Source organism: Variovorax sp. LG9.2 (assembly GCF_035018885.1).
GTDB lineage: Bacteria > Pseudomonadota > Gammaproteobacteria > Burkholderiales > Burkholderiaceae_C > Variovorax.
In genome coordinates this window covers 1-18,393 of sequence record NZ_JASJXB010000045.1, presented here as the reverse complement: position 1 = coordinate 18,393, position 18,393 = coordinate 1, and the positions used below count along the sequence as shown (strand labels likewise).

The 18,393-nt window shown below is 65.1% G+C and carries 15 protein-coding genes and 1 tRNA gene; 6 read left to right on the top strand and 10 right to left on the bottom strand.

The features are described 5' to 3' along the window. Positions 1-464 (bottom strand): TPM domain-containing protein (locus QN413_RS25355; RefSeq protein WP_323499370.1); only part of this gene is annotated, 464 nt, incomplete at its 3' end. 18 nt (positions 465-482) lie between these two features. Continuing rightward, on the bottom strand, positions 483-1,085 hold the full coding sequence (locus QN413_RS25350; RefSeq protein WP_187054842.1) for a LemA family protein: 603 nt from the start codon (positions 1,083-1,085) through the stop codon (positions 483-485). Between the two features lie 56 nt (positions 1,086-1,141). On the opposite strand from QN413_RS25350, the gene QN413_RS25345 reads away from it, so the two are divergent. From QN413_RS25345 to QN413_RS25330, 4 genes are all read left to right on the top strand, one after another. After that, positions 1,142-1,930 carry a hypothetical protein gene (locus QN413_RS25345; protein WP_323499369.1) on the top strand — a complete coding sequence of 263 codons (789 nt, stop codon included), beginning with the start codon at positions 1,142-1,144 and terminating at the stop codon, positions 1,928-1,930. Positions 1,931-2,014: 84 nt separating this feature from the next. Continuing rightward, positions 2,015-2,464, top strand: a complete 450-nt coding sequence (locus QN413_RS25340; protein ID WP_323499368.1) for a YybH family protein — start codon at positions 2,015-2,017, stop codon at positions 2,462-2,464. A gap of 31 nt (positions 2,465-2,495) precedes the next feature. Then, positions 2,496-3,488 (top strand): YheT family hydrolase, encoded by a 993-nt coding sequence (locus tag QN413_RS25335; protein WP_323499367.1) that lies wholly within the window; start codon positions 2,496-2,498, stop codon positions 3,486-3,488. A 39-nt stretch (positions 3,489-3,527) separates the two neighbouring features. Next, complete coding sequence (locus QN413_RS25330; RefSeq protein WP_323499366.1) at positions 3,528-4,055, top strand: DUF2946 family protein; 528 nt, start codon at positions 3,528-3,530, stop codon at positions 4,053-4,055. Positions 4,056-4,118: 63 nt separating this feature from the next. Here the strand turns inward: QN413_RS25330 and QN413_RS25325 are convergent, their stop codons facing one another. The 4 genes from QN413_RS25325 to QN413_RS25310 all read right to left on the bottom strand — a co-directional run bounded on the left by QN413_RS25325 (position 4,119) and on the right by QN413_RS25310 (position 10,683). Then, positions 4,119-4,763: a c-type cytochrome gene (locus tag QN413_RS25325; protein WP_323499365.1), complete on the bottom strand. Its 645-nt coding sequence runs from the start codon at positions 4,761-4,763 to the stop codon at positions 4,119-4,121. 65 nt (positions 4,764-4,828) lie between these two features. Next, positions 4,829-6,244: an efflux transporter outer membrane subunit gene (locus QN413_RS25320; RefSeq protein ID WP_323499364.1), complete on the bottom strand. Its 1,416-nt coding sequence runs from the start codon at positions 6,242-6,244 to the stop codon at positions 4,829-4,831. Beyond that, on the bottom strand, positions 6,237-9,392 hold the full coding sequence (locus QN413_RS25315; RefSeq protein ID WP_323499363.1) for an efflux RND transporter permease subunit: 3,156 nt from the start codon (positions 9,390-9,392) through the stop codon (positions 6,237-6,239). Before QN413_RS25315 ends, QN413_RS25320 begins: the two co-directional genes overlap by 8 nt. Before the next feature lie 13 nt (positions 9,393-9,405). Further along, on the bottom strand, positions 9,406-10,683 hold the full coding sequence (locus tag QN413_RS25310) for an efflux RND transporter periplasmic adaptor subunit (RefSeq protein ID WP_323499362.1): 1,278 nt from the start codon (positions 10,681-10,683) through the stop codon (positions 9,406-9,408). Between the two features lie 182 nt (positions 10,684-10,865). On the opposite strand from QN413_RS25310, the gene QN413_RS25305 reads away from it, so the two are divergent. Both QN413_RS25305 and QN413_RS25300 read left to right on the top strand, forming a co-directional pair. After that, positions 10,866-11,540 (top strand): TetR family transcriptional regulator, encoded by a 675-nt coding sequence (locus QN413_RS25305; RefSeq protein ID WP_323499361.1) that lies wholly within the window; start codon positions 10,866-10,868, stop codon positions 11,538-11,540. An 18-nt stretch (positions 11,541-11,558) separates the two neighbouring features. Further along, positions 11,559-11,633: transfer RNA gene (locus QN413_RS25300), tRNA-Arg, on the top strand. A gap of 172 nt (positions 11,634-11,805) precedes the next feature. On the opposite strand, the gene QN413_RS25295 is transcribed toward QN413_RS25300, so the two are convergent. The 4 genes from QN413_RS25295 to QN413_RS25280 all read right to left on the bottom strand — a co-directional run bounded on the left by QN413_RS25295 (position 11,806) and on the right by QN413_RS25280 (position 18,222). Further along, positions 11,806-14,982 (bottom strand): efflux RND transporter permease subunit, encoded by a 3,177-nt coding sequence (locus QN413_RS25295; protein WP_323499360.1) that lies wholly within the window; start codon positions 14,980-14,982, stop codon positions 11,806-11,808. Further along, positions 14,979-16,532, bottom strand: coding sequence for an efflux RND transporter periplasmic adaptor subunit (locus tag QN413_RS25290; protein WP_323499359.1), 1,554 nt, complete (start codon positions 16,530-16,532; stop codon positions 14,979-14,981). Before QN413_RS25290 ends, QN413_RS25295 begins: the two co-directional genes overlap by 4 nt. Continuing rightward, positions 16,529-17,761: a TolC family protein gene (locus tag QN413_RS25285; protein ID WP_323499358.1), complete on the bottom strand. Its 1,233-nt coding sequence runs from the start codon at positions 17,759-17,761 to the stop codon at positions 16,529-16,531. Before QN413_RS25285 ends, QN413_RS25290 begins: the two co-directional genes overlap by 4 nt. A 77-nt stretch (positions 17,762-17,838) precedes the next feature. Then, positions 17,839-18,222, bottom strand: a complete 384-nt coding sequence (locus QN413_RS25280; RefSeq protein ID WP_323499357.1) for a hypothetical protein — start codon at positions 18,220-18,222, stop codon at positions 17,839-17,841. Between the last annotated feature and the right edge of the window lie 171 nt (positions 18,223-18,393).

The following is an 18,393-nucleotide window of genomic DNA, read 5'->3' as shown; positions in this document are numbered from 1 at the left end:
ATGCCGCCGGCAAAGTCATTCTCGCGAAAGCGCGGTTTCATCTGCTCGTCGATGATGCGAGCCGCGGTGAGGTCGGGCACCGCGCCTTCGAGCGTGCGGGCCACCTCGATGCGCATCTTGCGATCGTCTTTGGCCACGATCACCAGCACGCCGTCACCGACCTCCTTGCGTCCGATTTTCCAGGTGGCGGCGACGCGGTTCGCGTAGCTCGCGATGTCTTCGGGCTGCGTGGTCGGCACCATCAGCACGACGATCTGCGAGCCCTTCTTTTGCTCGAAGGCGGCGAGCTTGGCGTCGAGCGACTGGCGCGCAGCGGCATCGAGCGTGCCGGTCTGGTCGATCACGCGGGCGTCGAGCGCGGGGACCGGCAGCACGCCTTGCGCCATCGCGGCACCGGCCATCAGGACGAAAAAGATCGCCGCCAGCAAGCGCTCGACACAACGCAGAACCGCGGCGACAGCCATGTGCAGCTTCAACGGTCGTTACTTCTTCGGAGCGCCAAAGTCGACGGTAGGGGGCACGGAAATCTGCGATTCGTTCTGCACGCTGAAGGTGGGTTTGGGCGGATAGCTGAACACCTTGGCCGTGATGTTGGTCGGGAAGCTGCGCGCCAGCACGTTGTATTCCTGGACCGTCTTGATATAGCTGTTGCGCGCTACGGTGATGCGGTTCTCGGTGCCTTCGAGCGTCACACGCAAATCGCGGAAAGCCTGGTTCGCCTGCAATTGCGGGTACTGCTCCGACACGACCATCAGGCGCGACAGCGCGCCCGACAGTTCGCCTTGCGCCTTCTGGAACTTGTCGAAAGCCTCGGGGTTGTTCAATGTTTCGGGCGTGACCTGGATCGACGTCGCCTTGGCGCGCGCCTCGATCACCTTGGTCAGCGTGTCTTGCTCGAAATTGGCCTGGCCCTTGACCGATGCAACGATATTCGGCACCAGGTCGGCGCGCCGTTGGTACTGGTTGAGCACTTCGCTCCAGGCCGACTTGCTCGACTCGTCGAGTTTCTGGAAGTCGTTATAGCCGCAGCCGGTGAGGGATGACAGCGACAGTGTCGCGACCAGAATCAAAAGCCAGCGTTGCATCGTTTGGGTCATGGGGTTCGCCCTTGAAGAGAAGTTCGGAAAGGTAGCATAGATGCATGCCCATCGACCCTTTGCAAGTGCTCCGCGCAGCGCAGCGCCCGATGCCTGCCGTACCGTCCGCTGCAGCGCTGGGCACGCTGTTGATCGCGGGGGCGACGGGCGCGCTCGGCAACGAGCTGGTGCGCCGGCTGGCCGGCAGCCACCGCTACGCACACACACGGGTGCTGGCGCGCGAGCCGATGCGTGACGGGCTGCGCGGTGTCGAGACGGTGCTTGTGCCGACGACGTCGAGCGCGCTTGAGTCGTCTTCCAAAGCCATGCCGATCGCCGAGTGGCCGCGCGTGTCGGCCGACACCGCCATCGTGGCGTTCGATCCCCCGCGGCTGTATCACGACCGCGAGCGGGCGCTGTGGTTGCCCGATCCGGCGCAGCTGCCCGATCTCGCGCGTTGGCTGCATGCGTGCGGCGTGACCACGCTGGTCATCGTGCAGCCGCACGCGCAAGGCGGCATGCCCGAGGCGCTCAAGCGCGGTCTCGCGAGCCTGGACGAGCAGGCGGTTGTCGCGCTGGGGTTCGCTCGCGTCATCCTCTTGCGCTCGGCGCAGAAGCCGACCGCACTGAAGCACGCGAACACAGGCGAGAAGCTGGCAGCGTGGATGCTGTCGATCACGCGCCTCATGGTGCCGAGCAGCGAGCAACCGGTGCGTGCGTCGAAGGTGGCCGAGCTGGTCGATGTAGCCTTGGTTCTTGCGCCACTTGGCGTGCACATCGCCGCGCCCGAGCTGGTGTGGCGGGCATCGCAAGGTGATCTGCGTAGCGTGGCGCGGAGTTGGCTGGGTGCCTGACGGATCGGGCGGCTGACCGCAGCGACAGAGGGCAACGGCAGACCGCCTGCAGCCTCTGCCCCATCGAGGCAAAATCACCTGTACATGCCCAAGACTTCGTCCCCTGCCGCAAGCGTCACCGGTTCCGCCGACGAGATCGAGGCTGCGTTCTACGAAGCGCTGCAGCGCGGTGACATCGAGGCGCTGATGGGGTGCTGGTCGGACGACGACGAGGTGTTCTGCGTGCATCCGGGCGGCCCGCGTCTGGTCGGCCAGGTCGCTATCCGCGCTGCATTCGAGCAGATGTTCGGCAACGGTGCGATCCACGCAACGCCGGCGCGTGTTCGCAAGGTCGAATCGATTGCCAGCGCCGTTCACAACGTGCTCGAGCGCATTGAAGTGCTCACGAGCGAAGGGCCACGCCATGCTTTCGTGTTGGCCACCAACGTTTATCACAAGACGCCGCACGGCTGGCGCATGGTCGCACACCACGCGAGCCCTGGCAGTGCGCACGCGCCCGACGACGCCAACGAGTTTCCGCAAACGCTGCACTGATGCCGTACTGATGTGCACTGAGTCCGCTCCGATGCCACTCGATTACATTGCGCCGCGCTGGCTACCCGGCGGCAACCTGCAAACCATCTGGCCCGCGCTGTTCGGCCGGCGCAGCGACGGGCCGTTGCCGCCCTATCGCCGCGAGCGCTGGAACGCTCCGGACGGTGATTTCATCGATGTCGATTTCGTCGATTCGCTGGGCTTGGCGCCGCGTCCGTTGCTGGTGCTGTTCCACGGTCTCGAGGGCTCTTCGCACAGCCATTACTCCGAGGCCTTCGCCGCCTTTGCCGCGACGCACGGCATGGCCTTTGCCGTGCCGCACTTTCGCGGTTGCAGCGGCGAGATCAACCTTGCGCCACGGGCCTACCACTCGGGCGACTACGAAGAGATCGGCTGGGTCTTGTCGCGGCTGCGCACGCAGCACGATGCGAGCGGCGGCGGCCCGATGTTGGCGGCAGGCGTTTCGCTCGGCGGCAATGCGTTGCTGCGCTGGGCCGAAGAGGCGGGCGACGAGGCCTCGAAGGTCGCCAGCGCCATTGCGTCGATCTCAGCACCACTCGATCTGGCCGCCGGAGGCCACGCGATCGGCCGCGGCTTCAACCGCGTGGTGTACACGCGCATGTTTTTGTCGAGCATGAAACCGAAGGCGCTGGCCAAACTGAAACAGCACCCTGGCCTGTTCGATCGCAATCGGCTTGTCGCGGCGCGTGACCTGTACGAATTCGACAACGTCTTCACCGCGCCGCTGCACGGCTTTCGCGATGCCGACGACTACTGGGAGCGAGGCTCGGCCAAGCCGCACCTGAGCGCGATCCGCATCCCGGCGCTGGTTGTCAATGCGACCAACGACCCGTTCGTGCCCGCGGTCAGTCTGCCGCGGCAAGAAGACGTCGGCAGCCACGTCACGCTGTGGCAGCCGCCGCACGGTGGCCACGTCGGCTTTCCGCTCGGGCCGCCGCCCGGCCATGTACGCGGCATGCCCGAGCGCGTTGGCGGCTGGCTCTCCAAGCGTTCGGGGCTTTAGCCGACGAGCCGCCGCATCCGGTTCGCGCAGAATCAAATCATGGATGACATCGTCAAGCAGGCTCTGGCCAAGTGGCCCAACGTACCGCATTGCTACGGCTGGCTCGGGCTCGACGCACGCGGCAACTGGTACATGCGAGACGACCGCACGCAGGCCGCCGGCGCCTTTCCAGAAGCTAAAGGGTCGCTGTTGCGGCACGACAAGCTGATCGACTTCATTCAGCGCAACTACGACCACGACGACAGCGGCCAATGGTTCTTTCAGAACGGGCCGCAGCGCGTCTATGTCGAACTCGAAGCCGCTCCCTTCGTGTGGCGCGTGATGGACGATTTCTCGGTGACGGCGCACACCGGCACGTCGGTCGAGCCCAGCGCGTGCCTTGTCGATGAAAGCGGCAAGCTCTATCTCGTCGCGCCGATCGGGCTGGGGCTGGTGCACACGCAAGACGTCGGACTGGCGGCCGACGCCATCGAAGCCGGGCGCTGGCAGCCTGAGACGGTGGTCGCTGCCGAACTGCCGACGCGGTTCGGATACGTAATGAGCCCGGCCACAAAAAAGCCGGCTTGACGCCGGCTGGTTTGCAAAAGCAGGGAGTGCAGCCTCGCGCGCCGCACGGTGGCTCGCCTCGAATTACTTGACGGCTGCAGGTGCAGCAGGCATTGCGGGCGCGGCGGCTGCAGGTGCAGCCGCATCGGCAGGCGGCGCGGCGCCATCGGCTGGGGTTGCTGCTGGCCGGTCCGGGATCGGGAACGTGGCACCACCGGCATTCGCCATGTAGACCACCGCGCGGCCCACTTCAACATCCTCGTAGTCTCCGCCTCCTTGCGCTGGCATCACGCCCTTGCCATGCAGCGCGTGGTCGAGCAACGTGGCGTAACCCTGGCCAATGCGCGGGCCCCAGGCAGCGGCGTCGCTGAAGTGCGGTGCGCCGGCAATGCCGGGTGCACCGTGGCAGGTGACGCATTGCGCCTTGAACACCGCCTCGCCGGTGGCGAGCTCGCGGTTGGCATCGCGGATTTCGATGGAGCCGACCCGCTTCAGGCGGTCTGCCAGATCGCGATCACGGTTGTCTTTCGACACGCCGTAAAGCGCCATGCTGTCGCCTTCTGCCGTGCCTGAAGGATGCGTACCTGACACGACGTATGAGACGAGTCCCACGATGATCAGGATGGGCGCAATGAACGAGAAAAAGACCGCCAGCAGCATCTGCTTCGGGTTCTTGATCGGTCCGGTGTGGGCGTCTTCTGTGGCCTGGGGATGCGGGTCTGCGCTCATTGCGTCCTCAATATCGGGGGCTCGTCGGGGGGCTTTTCAAATCAACCGGCGATTATAAGGAGCCCTTATTCCTTCCAGCCCCCGCCGAGCGCTTTGTAGAGCACCACCTGGTTTTGCAACTGGAGCAAATGTGCCTGCACCGTCGCCTGCTGCGCCGCGAATTGCGAGCGCTGCGCATCGAGCAGGTCCAGCGCGCTGGCAATGCCGTTGCGGTAGCGCAGGTCCGACAGCTTGAAGCGGATCCCTTCGGCGTCGGCTTGCGCGCGCTGTGCCCGCAATTGCTCGGTGAGCGTGGCGCGTCCGGCAAGTGCATCTGCCACGTCGCGAAAGGCCGACTGGATGCTCTTCTCGTACTGCGCCACGGCGATGTCACGGCCAGCCTTGGCCGAATCGAGGCCCGCGATGTTGGCGCCGGCATTGAAGATCGGCAACGAGAGCTGCGGTGCGAACGACCATGCCTTCGAGCCGCTGTCGAACAACCCCGAGAACTGGCTGCTGACCGTGCCGATCGACGTGGTCAGAGAGATCCGCGGAAAGAACGCCGCGCGTGCCGCACCGATGTTGGCGTTGGCTGCGAGCAGTTGTTGCTCGGCCGCGCGGATGTCGGGCCGCTCCGCAAGGAGGTCGGATGGCAGGCCTGCCGGCACATCCGGAATCGACTTCACGCTGTCGAGCTTGTTGGCGTCGGCACCGGTCATCGCTTCGGGTGGCATGGGCGCGCCGAGCAACAGCACCAGCGCGTTCTCGTCCTGCATGCGCAGGCGCTGCTGCTGTGCGTAAGAAGCCTTGGCGGTTTCTGCCAGCGAGTTGGCCAGCTGGAAGTCGATTTCAGACGACACGCCGTTGTCGAAGCGCAGCTTGGTCAGCCGCACCGATTCGTTGCGCGTGCCGAGCGTTTGGCGGGTCAGCTCCAGCAGTTCGTCATCCGCGAGCAGCGTGAGCCAGCCCTGCGCAACCGCGCCGATCAGGCTGATCTGCGCGGCCTTGCGCGATTCTTCGGTGGCGAGGTATTGCGCCAGCGCCGCATCTTTCAGGCTGGTGATGCGGCCGAAGAAGTCGATCTCCCAGGCGGTGATGCCGAGATTGACCGCATAGCTGGACGAGACGCTCGGGGCGCTCGCACTGATCGCGCCAAATGGATTGGGCCGCGATCGCGAGCCGCTGGCAGCCACGCCCACCGCAGGGAACAACGCCGCGCGCTGGATGCGGAACTGCGCACGGGCCTGCTCGATGTTCAACGCCGACACGCGCAGATCACGGTTGTTGGCCAGCGCCAGATCGATGAGCTTGGTCAGCCGCGGATCGGTGAAGAACTCCCGCCACGGCACGGAGGCGGCCGATAACCCTGAGGGTTGCGCCGGATCGCCCGGGAACACGGTTGCCACCGGCGCTGCCGGGCGTTCGTACTTGGGTGCCAGCGAGCAGCCCGCCAGCAGCACCGCCGCCGTCGCGATGCCTGTCAGAAGCAATTTTTTATTCATGGGTTTCTGCTCCGCCGACGGACGTCGCCGTGCGCGCCTGGAGTTCTTGCTGTCGCTTGCTGCCCTTGAAGAAGCCGCGCACGAGCACGAAGAAGAGGGGTACGAAGAACACCGCCAAGCCGGTGCCGGTGATCATGCCGCCGAGCACGCCGGTGCCGATGGCGCGCTGGCTCGCCGAGCCCGCGCCGGTCGCCAGAAACAGCGGCAGCACGCCGAGGCCGAAGGCCAGCGAGGTCATGATGATCGGCCGGAACCGCAGGTGCGCTGCAGCCAGTGCTGACTCGACGACGCCCTTGCCCTGGGCCTGTAGATCCTTGGCGAACTCGATGATCAGAATCGCGTTCTTGGCCGATAGGCCGATGATGGTGATCAAACCGACCTGGAAGTACACGTCGTTCGAATACGAGCGGAACATGGTGGCCAGCAGCACACCCAGCACGCCGCACGGCACCACCAGAATCACCGCCAGCGGAATCGACCAGCTTTCGTACAGCGCGGCCAGGCACAGGAACACCGCCAGGATCGCGAAGCCGTACAGGACGATGGCTTGCGAGCCGGCGAGTTTTTCTTCGCGCGACTGGCCGGTCCACTCGTAGCCGAAGCCTGGCGGCAATTTCGCGGCCATCTTTTCCATCTCTTCCATCGCCGCGCCCGAGCTGCTGCCCGGGGCCGCCGAGCCCGAAATGCGCACCGCTGGATAGCCGTTGTAGCGCACCGTTTGCTGCGCACCGTTGACCCAGCGCGTCGTCGCGAAGGTCGACAGCGGTACCGGATTGCCCTGAGCGTTGCTCGCGTTGAGCTTGAGCAGGTCTTGCGGCTGCATCCGTGCCGGCGCGTCGGCTTGCACCACCACGCGCTGCAGGCGACCCCGGTTCGGGAAGTCGTTGATGTAGCTTGAACCGAGCGCGGTCGACAAGGTCGTGTTGATCGCGTCGAAGCTCACGCCCAGCGCGCTCGCCTTGTCGCGGTCGATGTCGATCTGCAACTGCGGCGCGTCTTCGAGGCCGTCGGGCCGTACCTGCGACAGCAGCTTGTTCTGCGACGCCATGCCGAGCATCTGGTTGCGGGCGTTGATGAGCGCTTCGTGACCCGCGCCACTGCGATCTTGCAGCCGGAAGGTGAAGCCGCTGGCATTCCCCAACTCGGGGATGGGCGGCGGACTCAACGGGTAGATGAATGCGTCGCGAATCTTCGACAGCGCACCGAAGGCGCGACCGGCGAGCGCATCCGCCGACTGGCCGGCTTCCTTGCGCTGGTCCCAGTCTTTCAGCGTGACGAAGGCGAGGCCGGCGTTCTGGCCCTGGCCCGAGAAGCTGAAGCCCAGCACGCCGACCATGCTCTGCACTTCAGGCTGCTTCAGGATATAGCCCTCGACCTGCTTCATGACGTCCAGCGTGCGATCTTGCGTCGCGCCAGGCGGCAACTGCACGTTCACGATGATGTTGCCCTGGTCTTCCTGCGGCAAGAACGAAGTCGGCAAACCGCGGAACACCACGATCACCGCAGCGACGATTGCCACGTAGATGACGAGGTAGCGCGCCGCGCGTTTCAGCATGCGCGCGACCACGCTCTCGTAGCCCTTTGCCGTGCGGTTGAAGCTGCGGTTGAACCAGCCGAAGAAGCCGCGCTTTTCATGATGCCCTTGGTCGACGGGCTTGAGCAGCGTGGCGCAGAGCGCCGGCGTCAGCGACAACGCCATGAAGGCGGAGAAGCCGATCGACGCGACCATCACCGCAGCGAACTGGCGATAGATGTTGCCGGTCGAGCCGGCAAAAAATGCCAGCGGCACGAACACCGAGATCAGCACCACTGTCACGCCGATGATGGCGCCCGAGATCTGCCCCATGGCCTTGCGCGTCGCTTCAAGCGGCGGCAGCCCCTCCTCGGTCATGATGCGTTCGACGTTCTCCACCACCACGATGGCATCGTCCACCACGATACCGATCACCAGCACCATGCCGAACATAGTGAGCACGTTGATCGAGTAGCCCAGACCCAGCAGCGTGGCAAAGGTGCCGAGCAGCGCGATCGGCACGACGATCGTCGGGATGATCGTGTAGCGCCAGTTCTGCAGGAACAGGAACATCACGACGAACACCAGCGCGATGGCTTCGAGCAGCGTCTTGACCACTTCCGTGATGGAGATGCTGACGAAGCGCGAGCTGTCGTACGGGATGCTCCACTTCACACCCGGCGGAAAGTACTTGGCCAAGTCGGCCATCTTGACGCGGATGGCCTTGGCAGATTGCAGCGCGTTGCCGCTGGGTGCCAGCTGGACGCCGATACCCACCGCAGGCTGACCGTTCAGCCGTGCCGAGGTCGAATAAGCCTGGCCGCCGAGCTCGATGCGGGCGACGTCTTTCAGGCGCACGGCCGAGCCGTCGGTGTTGGCGCGCAGCACGATGTTGCCGAACTGCTCGACGGTGCTGAGCTGGCCGGTGACCAGCACCGTCGCTGCAATGCTCTGGCCCGTGATGTTCGGCAGGTCGCCGATCGAGCCCGAAGACACTTGCGCGTTCTGTGCGCGAATGGCCGCGTTGACGTCGGCCGCCGAGAGCGAATAGCCCTGCAGCTTGGCCGGGTCGATCCACACGCGCATGGCGCGCTCGGTGCCGAACAACTGGGCCTGGCCGATGCCGGGCACACGCTGCAGTTCAGGCAGCACGTTGCGTGAGGCGTAATCGCCCAGCGCGATCGGATCGATCTTCGGATCGTCGGACGACAGGATAGTGAACAGCAGGAAGTTGTTGCGCGCCTTGTCGACGCGTACGCCTTGCTGCGTCACTGATGCAGGCAGACGCGGCGTGGCACGCGACAAACGGTTCTGCACGTCGACTTGTGCAAGGTCGGCGTTGGTGCCGGTCTCGAAGGTGATCGTGATGGTGCCGGTGCCGTCGGCTTGTGCCACCGATTCCATGTAAATCAAGCCGGGCGAACCGTTCATTTCGCGTTCGATCACCGACAACACGCTGTCTTCCAGCGTCTGCGCCGATGCACCCGGATAGGCGGTGGTCACGACGATCGCGGGAGGCGCGACCGGCGGATATTGCGAGATCGGAAGCTGCGTGATCGCCACGCTGCCCATCACGATGACGAACAGCGCGATCACCCACGCGAAGATCGGGCGTTCGATAAAAAACTTGGCCATGCGGGCTCGCTCCTTACGACTTCGCGGCGGAAGCCGCAGAAGCCGGCGCAGCAGGCGTGGCAGCCGGTGCACTGCCGCCGGCTGCAGCCGTTGGCGCCGTCCACGGCACCGCCTTCACCGGCGTGCCGGGCGGCAACATCTGCAGCTTCTGGAAACCGTCGACCATCACCTGCTCACCGGCCTTGAGGCCATCGAGCACGATCCACTGGTTGTCTTGCGCGGCACTGATCTTCACGGGACGTTTGGTGATCTTGCCTGCGGCATCGACGATCGACACGGTGTCGCCCGTCTGCGTGCGCGTCACGGCCTGCTGGGGAATGGCGATCGCGTTGCTCATCTGGGCTTGCTCGATGCGCACGCGCACGTACAGGCCCGGCAGCAGATCGCCCTTCGGGTTGGGAACCTCGGCGCGCAACGTCACCTGTCCGCTGGTCGAGTCGACCGTGAGATCGGTGAACAGCAGCTTGCCGGGCAACGCGTATTCGGTGCCGTCTTCGAGCACGACGCGCACGCTGGCCGCGTCCGTGCCGGCGGCATGTTTGAACTGACCGTCCTGCATGGCACGGCGCAGCTTCAGCACATCGGTGGCCGACTGCGTGAAGTTGACATACATCGGGTTGATCTGCTGGATGACCGCGAGCTGCGTGGCATCGCCCTGGCCAACCAACGCGCCTTCGGTGACGAGCGAGCGGCCGATGCGGCCCGAGATCGGCGCGGTCACCGCGGCATAGCCGAGGTTGATCTTCGCGGTCGCGACCGTGGCGCGGCCGACGGCCACATCGGCCTCGGCCGTTTTTTGCGCTGCAACCGCGTTGGCATATTCCTGCTTGCTGACGGCATTGGCTTCGACCAGCGGCTTGTAGCGGTCTGCCAGCGCCTTGGCCTGCACCGCGTTGGCTTCAGCGCGTGCCAGGCTGGCCTGGGCGCTTTGCGCTGCAGCCGTGTAGGGCGCGGCATCGATACGGAACAAGGGCTGGCCCGCCTTGACGTCGCTGCCTTCCTTGAACAGTCGCTCCTGCAGGATGCCGGCCGCGCGGGCCCGGACCTGGGCGATGCGCGAGGCTTCGAGCCGACCCGGCAGCTCGGTCACGAGGCCGACATTGCCGGGCGTCGCGATCACCACACCCACTTCAGGCGGCGGCTTGTTACCACCGGCACCGGGCGCAGCGCCAGCCGCGGGGGCATCGCCCTTGCCGCAGGCAGCGAGCGACAGAAGGGCCGCAACGGCGGCGGCAGTGGCAACAACGCGCCATGTGGACGATGGGCGGTGAGAAACATGCAAGACGGGCATGCGATTCCTTCGAAGGACGGCAGACAAACAAGAGGAGGCCGAATGGGGATTCGGCTGCAGGGCGCGCGCAAAAACCATGCCGCCACTGCAACTGATCGGCAGCCACGGAGTTTACATACATTCGTGGATGTATAGTCCGGAACCGGTTTCAGCCCCGAATCTACACACTCCAGGAGACAGTTTTGGCACGCCGTACCAAGGAAGAGGCCCTCGCGACGCGGCATCGACTGATCGATGCGGCCGAAATACTCTTCCAGTCACAAGGGGTATCCAAGACCTCGTTGCAGCAGATCGCCGAGCAGGCGGGTGCCACGCGCGGTGCCGTGTACTGGCATTTCAAGGACAAGGCCGATCTGTTCAACGCCATGATGGAGCGCGTGAAACTTCCGATGGAAAACGCCACGCGCTTTTCTGCGGAGCCTTCGGTCGATCCGCTGGCCGTCATCGAGGCCGGAATGATCGTGGCTTTGCGGCTGGTAACGACCGACCCGCAGGCGCGTCGCGTCTTCGAAGTGGCAACGCAAAAAGTCGAGTACGTCGGCGAAATGGCTTCGGTGCGATTGCGCCATCTCGAGGCTCGTAACAGTTGCGTGGCCGATTTCGAGAAGGCCTTGCGGCTTGCCGCGCGTCGCGCCCAAATCAAACTGACGTTGCCGGCAAGCACAGCAGCCCAGGGCTTGCATGCGCTCATCAGCGGCTTGATTCACAACTGGTTGCTCGACCCAGAAGCCTTTGCGCTGATGAGCGTCGGCCGACGCACCTTCAACGTGTACCTGTCGGGGCTGGGCTTCGATCGCACCGGTGCGCGGATCGATCCGTCGGCCGATCCGGTCGCTCTCGAATCGCTCGCCCGATAGGCGATAATCAGCGGCTCACTCGTCGTATTTCAACGGATAGAATTCGGCCCTCCGAAGGCTGAGATCCTGGTTCGATTCCAGGCGACGGGACCAAATGAGAGGTCGTCCGAGCGTGGCTGCGTCTGCTCCGCATCGGCCAATAGACCCACCGGCTTCGTCGCAAATTTCGTCGGCCCCGCTGGCATCGACATGCCCTCCATCGATTTCTGTGCGTTGGCCACTGAAGAAGCGACGAGCAGCGCGATGGCCAAAAGCAAATAGGTTTTCATTGCATAGCTCCGGTATCTGAACGGGGTGGATGAGTTGGGCGAGGTGCAGTGTTGACGCGCACCCGTCGATGCAACAGATACCAGGCAGCCGGCACGACCAGCATGCTGAGCAACGGTGCGGTCACCATGCCGCCGACCATCGGCGCGGCAATGCGCGTCATGACTTCGGAGCCGGTGCCGGTGCCCCACAGGATCGGCAGCAGGCCCGCCATGACGACCGCCACCGTCATCGCCTTGGGCCTCACGCGCAGTACGGCGCCCTCACGGATCGCGGCCCGGAGGGTTTCGTCGTTCATAGGTTCGCCTGCGTCGAGGCGACGCTGCAAGGCGTTCTTCAGATAGACCAGCATCACGACGCCGAACTCTGCCGCAACTCCTGCCAGGGCGATGAACCCCACCGCCGTCGCCACCGAGATCGAGTGGCCCAGTGCCCACACCAACCAGAAGCCGCCGATGAGCGAGAACGGCACCGCCGCCATGACCAGCGCCGCATCGCTGAACGACTTGAAGAGCAGATAGAGCAGCACGAAGATGACGGCCAGTGTGACCGGCACAACCAGCTTCAATCGCTCGGTGGCACGTTCGAGGTATTCGAATTGGCCGGACCACGACACCGCATAACCCGCTGGCGTTTTGACCGACCTGGCGACTGCGGCCTGCATGTCGGTGACAGCAGAGCGAAGGTCACGGCCGCGAACGTCGACATACACCCAGCCTGACAGTCTCGCGTTCTCGCTGCGCAGCATGGGCGGCCCGTCGGCGATGCTGATCTTTGCCACATCGCGCAGCAACACCGTGGCACCCCTTGCGGTGACGAAGGGCAGATCGCGCAGTCCCTCCAGCGAGTCGCGGATCTCCCGCGGGTAGCGCACATTGATGGGGTAGCGCTCGCGGCCCTGGACGACCTCGCCGACGTTGTCGCCGCCGATCGCCGTCGACACCACTGCCTGCACATCCGCCACCGACAGTCCGTAGCGCGCCGCTGCCGGTCGGTCCACATCGACGTCGATGTAGCGGCCGCCGGTCAGTCGCTCCGCCAGCGCCGACGACACGCCGGGCACGCCCTTGACGGCAGCCTCGATCTGCGTCGTCAACGAGTCGATGGTGGCGAGTTCCGCCCCCGCGACCTTGACTCCCACGGGGCTCTTGATGCCGGTGGCGAGCATGTCGATCCGGTTGCGGATGGGGGGCACCCAGACATTCGACAGGCCCGGCACCTTCACAGCCCGGTCCAGCGCTTCGACCAGCTTGTCGGGCGTCATGCCGGCGCGCCACTGTTCCTTCGGCTTGAACTGGATCGTGGTTTCGAACATCTCCAGAGGGGCGGGATCGGTGGCGGTGTCGGCACGACCGGCCTTGCCGAAGACGCGCGCCACTTCGGGCACCGTCTTGATGAGCCGATCGGTCTGTTGCAGCAACTCGCTCGCCTTGGAGACCGACAGTCCGGGGAGCGCGGACGGCATGTAGAGCAGGTCACCTTCGTCCAGCGGCGGCATGAACTCGCCGCCCAAGCGCATCACTGGCAAGACGGTCAATGCGAGCAGCAGGGCGGCAAGGACAAGCGTCGCCTTCGGAAACCGCAGCACCAGCTCGAGCGCGGGTCGGTAAACCGCCATCAAAAAACGATTGACCGGGTTGACCGCCTCGTGCGGAATGCGGCCGCGGATCAGGTAGCCCATCAGCACCGGGATCAGCGTGACCGACAGGCCCGCAGCCGCTGCCATTGCGTAGGTTTTGGTAAATGCAAGCGGTGCGAACAGCCGGCCCTCCTGCGCTTCGAGCGAAAACACCGGCACGAAAGACAGCGTGATCACCAGCAGCGAGAAGAACAACGCCGGTCCGACTTCGACCGAGGCTGCGGTGACCAACTGCCATCGCTCCGCAACAGTCGGCTGCCTGTCGCGCTGCGTCTCGAAAGCCTCCAGATGCTTGTGCACGTTTTCCACCATGACGATGGCGCCATCCACCATGGCGCCGATGGCGATCGCGATGCCTCCGAGCGACATGATGTTGGCGTTGACGCCTTGCCAGTGCATGACGATGAAGGCGGCCAGCACCCCAACAGGCAGCGCGACCACGGCCACCAGCGCCGAGCGCAGATGGAACAAAAAGACGGCGCAAACCAACGCGACCACGATGAATTCCTCCATCAGCTTGAAGCGCAGGTTGTCGACTGCGCGATCGATCAGCAGCGAGCGGTCATAGGTCGGCACGATCTCGACGCCGGCCGGCAGGCTCGACTTCAATGCGGCGAGCTTGTCCTTGACAGCCTGGACCGTGGTGCGCGCGTTCTTGCCGGAACGCATGATCACCACGCCCCCGGCCACTTCGCCTTCGCCATCCAGTTCCGCGATGCCGCGGCGCATTTCCGGCCCGACCTGGACCGTCGCCACATCGCGCAACAGCACCGGCGTGGCGCCCGTCATCGCAAGCGGGATGGTCCGGAAATCTTCCATCGACTGAAGGAAGCCGCGCGAGCGCACCATGTACTCGGCTTCGGCCAGTTCGACCACCGAGCCACCGCTGGCCTGGTTGGCATTGCGCAAGGCATCGACAACCGTGGCCTGCGTGATGCCCAGCGCGCGCATGCGGTCCGGATCGAGCACCACCTGGTACTGCCGAACCATGCCGCCGATGCTGGCGACCTCGGCCACATCCGGCACCGTCTTCAGCTCGAACTTGAGAAACCAGTCGTTCAGCGCGCGCAGTTGCCCGAGGTCTCGCTGGCCCGTGCGGTCGACCAGCGCGTATTCGTAGACCCAGCCCACGCCCGTGGCATCCGGCCCCAAGGAAGCGTTGGCGCCTGCAGGCAGTTTGCTTTGCACCTGGTTGAGGTATTCGACGACGCGGGAACGTGCCCAATACGGATCGGTCTTGTCGTCGAACAGGACATAGACGAACGAGTCCCCGAAGAACGAGTAGCCGCGCACCGTCTTTGCGCCGGGCACGCTGAGCATGGTCGTGGTCAACGGGTAAGTGACCAGGTCTTCGACCACCTGCGGCGCCTTGCCCGGGTACGGGGTGCGAATGATCACCTGGGTGTCCGACAAATCGGGCAGTGCATCGAGCGGCGTGTGCACGACCGACCACAGACCCGCCGCGACCAGAAAGAGCGTCGCGATCAACACCAGGAAGCGGTTGCCGATCGACCAGCGGATGAGCGCTGCGATCATGGCTTGGATGCCGGCTGCAGGCGCTCCACCGACTCAAGCTCGTAGCCCGTCGGCCCGCCTTCCTTGAACCCGAAGCGAACTCGGTCACCGGCCTTGATGTCAGGAAACGCAGTTGGCTTCGGCTTCGCAAAGCCCATCGTCATCGCGGGCCACTTGAGCGTGGCAACGGATCCGTGCGAGATCGTGATGCCGTCCGGCTCGACGCTCTCGACCTTGCCTTCCGCGTGGTGGGTTGAAGTGACCGCCGCAGGTGAAGGTGCCGAAGACGTCGAAGCGCTGGCAGTTGCCGCAGCCGCAGTGCTCGCAGCCGGTGACGCCATGCCGCTCAGCACCGAGCGCAAGCGCGCCTCGGAATCGATCAGGAACTGACCGCTGGCGACCACCTCCTCGCCGTCCGACAGTCCCTGAAGCACCTCGATGTCGTCGCCCAAATCGATGCCCAGCGCCACGTCCCTCGGCTCGAACGCACCCGTGTCCGTGCGCACGATGACGACGGCGCGCTTGCCGGTGCGGATGAAGGCCTCAGACGCCACGACCAGACGCGTGCTTCGGCGGCCGATCACCTGCAAACGCAACAGCATGCCGGGCGTCAGCTGGCCCTTGGCGTTGTCGACTTCAAAGCGGGCCTTCAGGGTGCGCGTGGCAGTGCTGACTTCGGGCAGGATCTCCTTCAGCTCGCCTTCGAACGACTGCGATGCATCGGCCTGCAGCACGGCTTTCACTTTCTGGCCCGGCTTCAGACGCACCGCCTGCGTTTCCGGGATCTCTGCCACTGCCCAGACCTTTTCGAGGCCGGCGATCCTGAAGAGCGTCATGCCCGGCGTGACGGCCACGCCCTCGCGCACGCCGAGTTCGGCAACCACGCCGCTGGCTGGCGCGGTCAGCACGTAGCGGGCTTGCGCGGTTCCGGCTTTCTCGCTCTGGCGGATCAGGTCCGCGGGAATGGACATTGCCTGCATCCGCTCCCGGGCTGCTGCGATGAGGTCCGGTGAAACGCCCGCGCGCTGCAGCGCAAGCAGTTCGTTTTGCGGCCCCAGCCATTCAGGCGCGAAGAGGGTCGCCAGCGGTTGGCCCTTGCGCACGCGCTCCATCGGCGCACGCACCCACAGTCGCTCCACGAAGCCGGCGACGCGGCTCTGAACCGACACGCTCAGGCGCTCGTCGAACTGCACTGCGCCGATGGCGTCGAACGACGAGGAGACGTCAGCGCGTCGTACTTTCGCGAGCCGGATGCCGAGGTTCTGTTGCACCGACGGGCTGATGCTGACTCCGCCGCCCGCTGCGCCTGTCTCGCTGTCTGCGTACATCGGCATGAGCTGCATGTCCATGAACGGCGACTTGCCGGGCTTGTCGAAGCGGGGCCCGGGCACCATCGGGTCGTGCCAGTAAAGAACCTTGCGTCCTTCAGAGCCCGTGGGCGCCATCGTGGAAGGCATGGCGTCTTCGTGACCCTGGCCAGTGCTGCGGCCCGCGTAGAAGGCGACCGCGGCGACTGCTACGAGCACCAAGGCACCGAGGATCGACAGCGTGATGAGGTTTGATTTTTTCATGGAGCCACCTCGTCGGTCAGCGGACGGAAGGCCAATTGAATCTGCGACCGCGCGAGGTCGCGCTGCAGCGTGAGCAGCTTGCGCTGCACTTCGACTTCCGCATGGCGTGCCTCGAAGAGCGTTGCGAGCGGGGCCTGGTTGGAGCGATAGGCCGCAGTCGCAGCAGCGGTTCGTTGCCCGGCCGGAATCACGACGCTCGCGCGGTAGCGCTCGATGCGTTGCTGCAGGCGCCCGGCATCGCTGCGCAGGGTCAGGTATTCGGCCGTTGCAGCGCGCCTGGCCTCGGCCAGTTCGGCTTCCGCTTTGTCCAGCAACGCGAGCTTGGACGCCGTCTCCCGGTCCTGGCGTTCGCCGGGAGATACCTGGAGCGGGATGCTCACCCCGAACGACACCATGTCCGAGTACCCCGTACGCTGGCCGTAGGCGACTTCCCATGTCCAGTTCGGTTTGCGGTTGGTGCCGGCCAGCGCAGCCGCTTGCGTCGCAACCTCCATTTCACGCTGCATCGCGACGACCGACGGATGTCGGGCCACGTAGGCTTCTTCGCTGAATGGCGGCTCGGCGGGTATCGGCGCCAGCGCCTCCGGCATCACGCCGACCCAGCGCTGCAGTGCGAGCCTTGCGGCGTTCTGCTGCTGCCTCGCATCGGCGGATTCGTCTTCGGAGCTGCCCCTCGCGCCGGTCAGCGAAAGCACTTCCTGGCTGCTGCCGGCGGCAGACGACAGCCGCGAACGCGACGCCTCGAGTTCCTCCTGGGCGTGATGTTCCATCAGCGTGGTGAGGGTCAGCATCTGACCTGCATAGAAAGCATCCGCATAAGCCAGCGCCGTCTGGAGCCGTGTCGCGGCGATCGAGACGCCTGCCATCGTCGTCTCGCGCGCGGTAGCCGCATTGGCTGCAGCCTCACGCACGGCACGCTTGTCGGCCGAAAGCCATTCCTGGCTGATTCCGATGCGCTTCATCGTCATGGAATCGCGTGTGGTGCTGAAGCGGTCCGGGCCTGTGAAGGGGAGATTGTCGACACCGACCCGAAGCACCGGGTCGGTCAGTTGGCTCGCCGTTCGCGCCGCTTCGGTGGCACTGAGGACGCCGGCACGGGACGCACGTGCGGCCTCCGAGCGTTCGACGGCCAACTGCAAGGCCGTATCGAGTGACAGGGGCGCCGCAGCCGCCATCAAAGGGAGCGATGCGGCGACCCATACGGCAGCGCGCAGAAAAGGAAGGGGCATGGAGACTCCGCAGACGAACGAGAAAGTCGCTGGCGCGCGAACGGGTCGCACCAGCATCGGTCAGGTCGGCGGAGATGTCAGACGCGGAGTCTGCGTGTCGCGAGAAAGACGGGATCGGGAGGAGGCCGCGGCTCGAGCGCGCTTTGCAAGGGCAGACCCTGGACGTCAGCGAGCAGAAGCGGCGGAACCACCAGCACCTGCACCACGGCAGGAAGAGACGGCGTGGCTGCCTTCGCCTTTTCGAAAGACTGGGAGGCGTCGGCGGCATGTTGATGGCAAAGCACGGGTTGTGCAGTGTCCATGCCTTCACACGGCGCGCCATCGGCCATTGCCTGTGCCATCGCTTCGGCGTTGTCCAAGCCCGGGCAGACATAACCTGAGAGTGCCATTTGCGAAAACACCACCGAGACCATCATGAAGAACGCGATGGCGAAGCGATGAAGTGGGCGGAGGCGACGCATGTTCGGCGCAGTGTAGCGTCAGGACGCCCTTGCTGCAGAAGGCGCCGCCCGCCTCAGCCGCAGTGCATTGAAGATGACCGAGGCCGAGCTCAAACTCATCGCCAGCGCCGCGATCATCGGAGACAACAGCCATCCAGTGAACGGAAACAGAACACCCGCTGCCAGCGACAC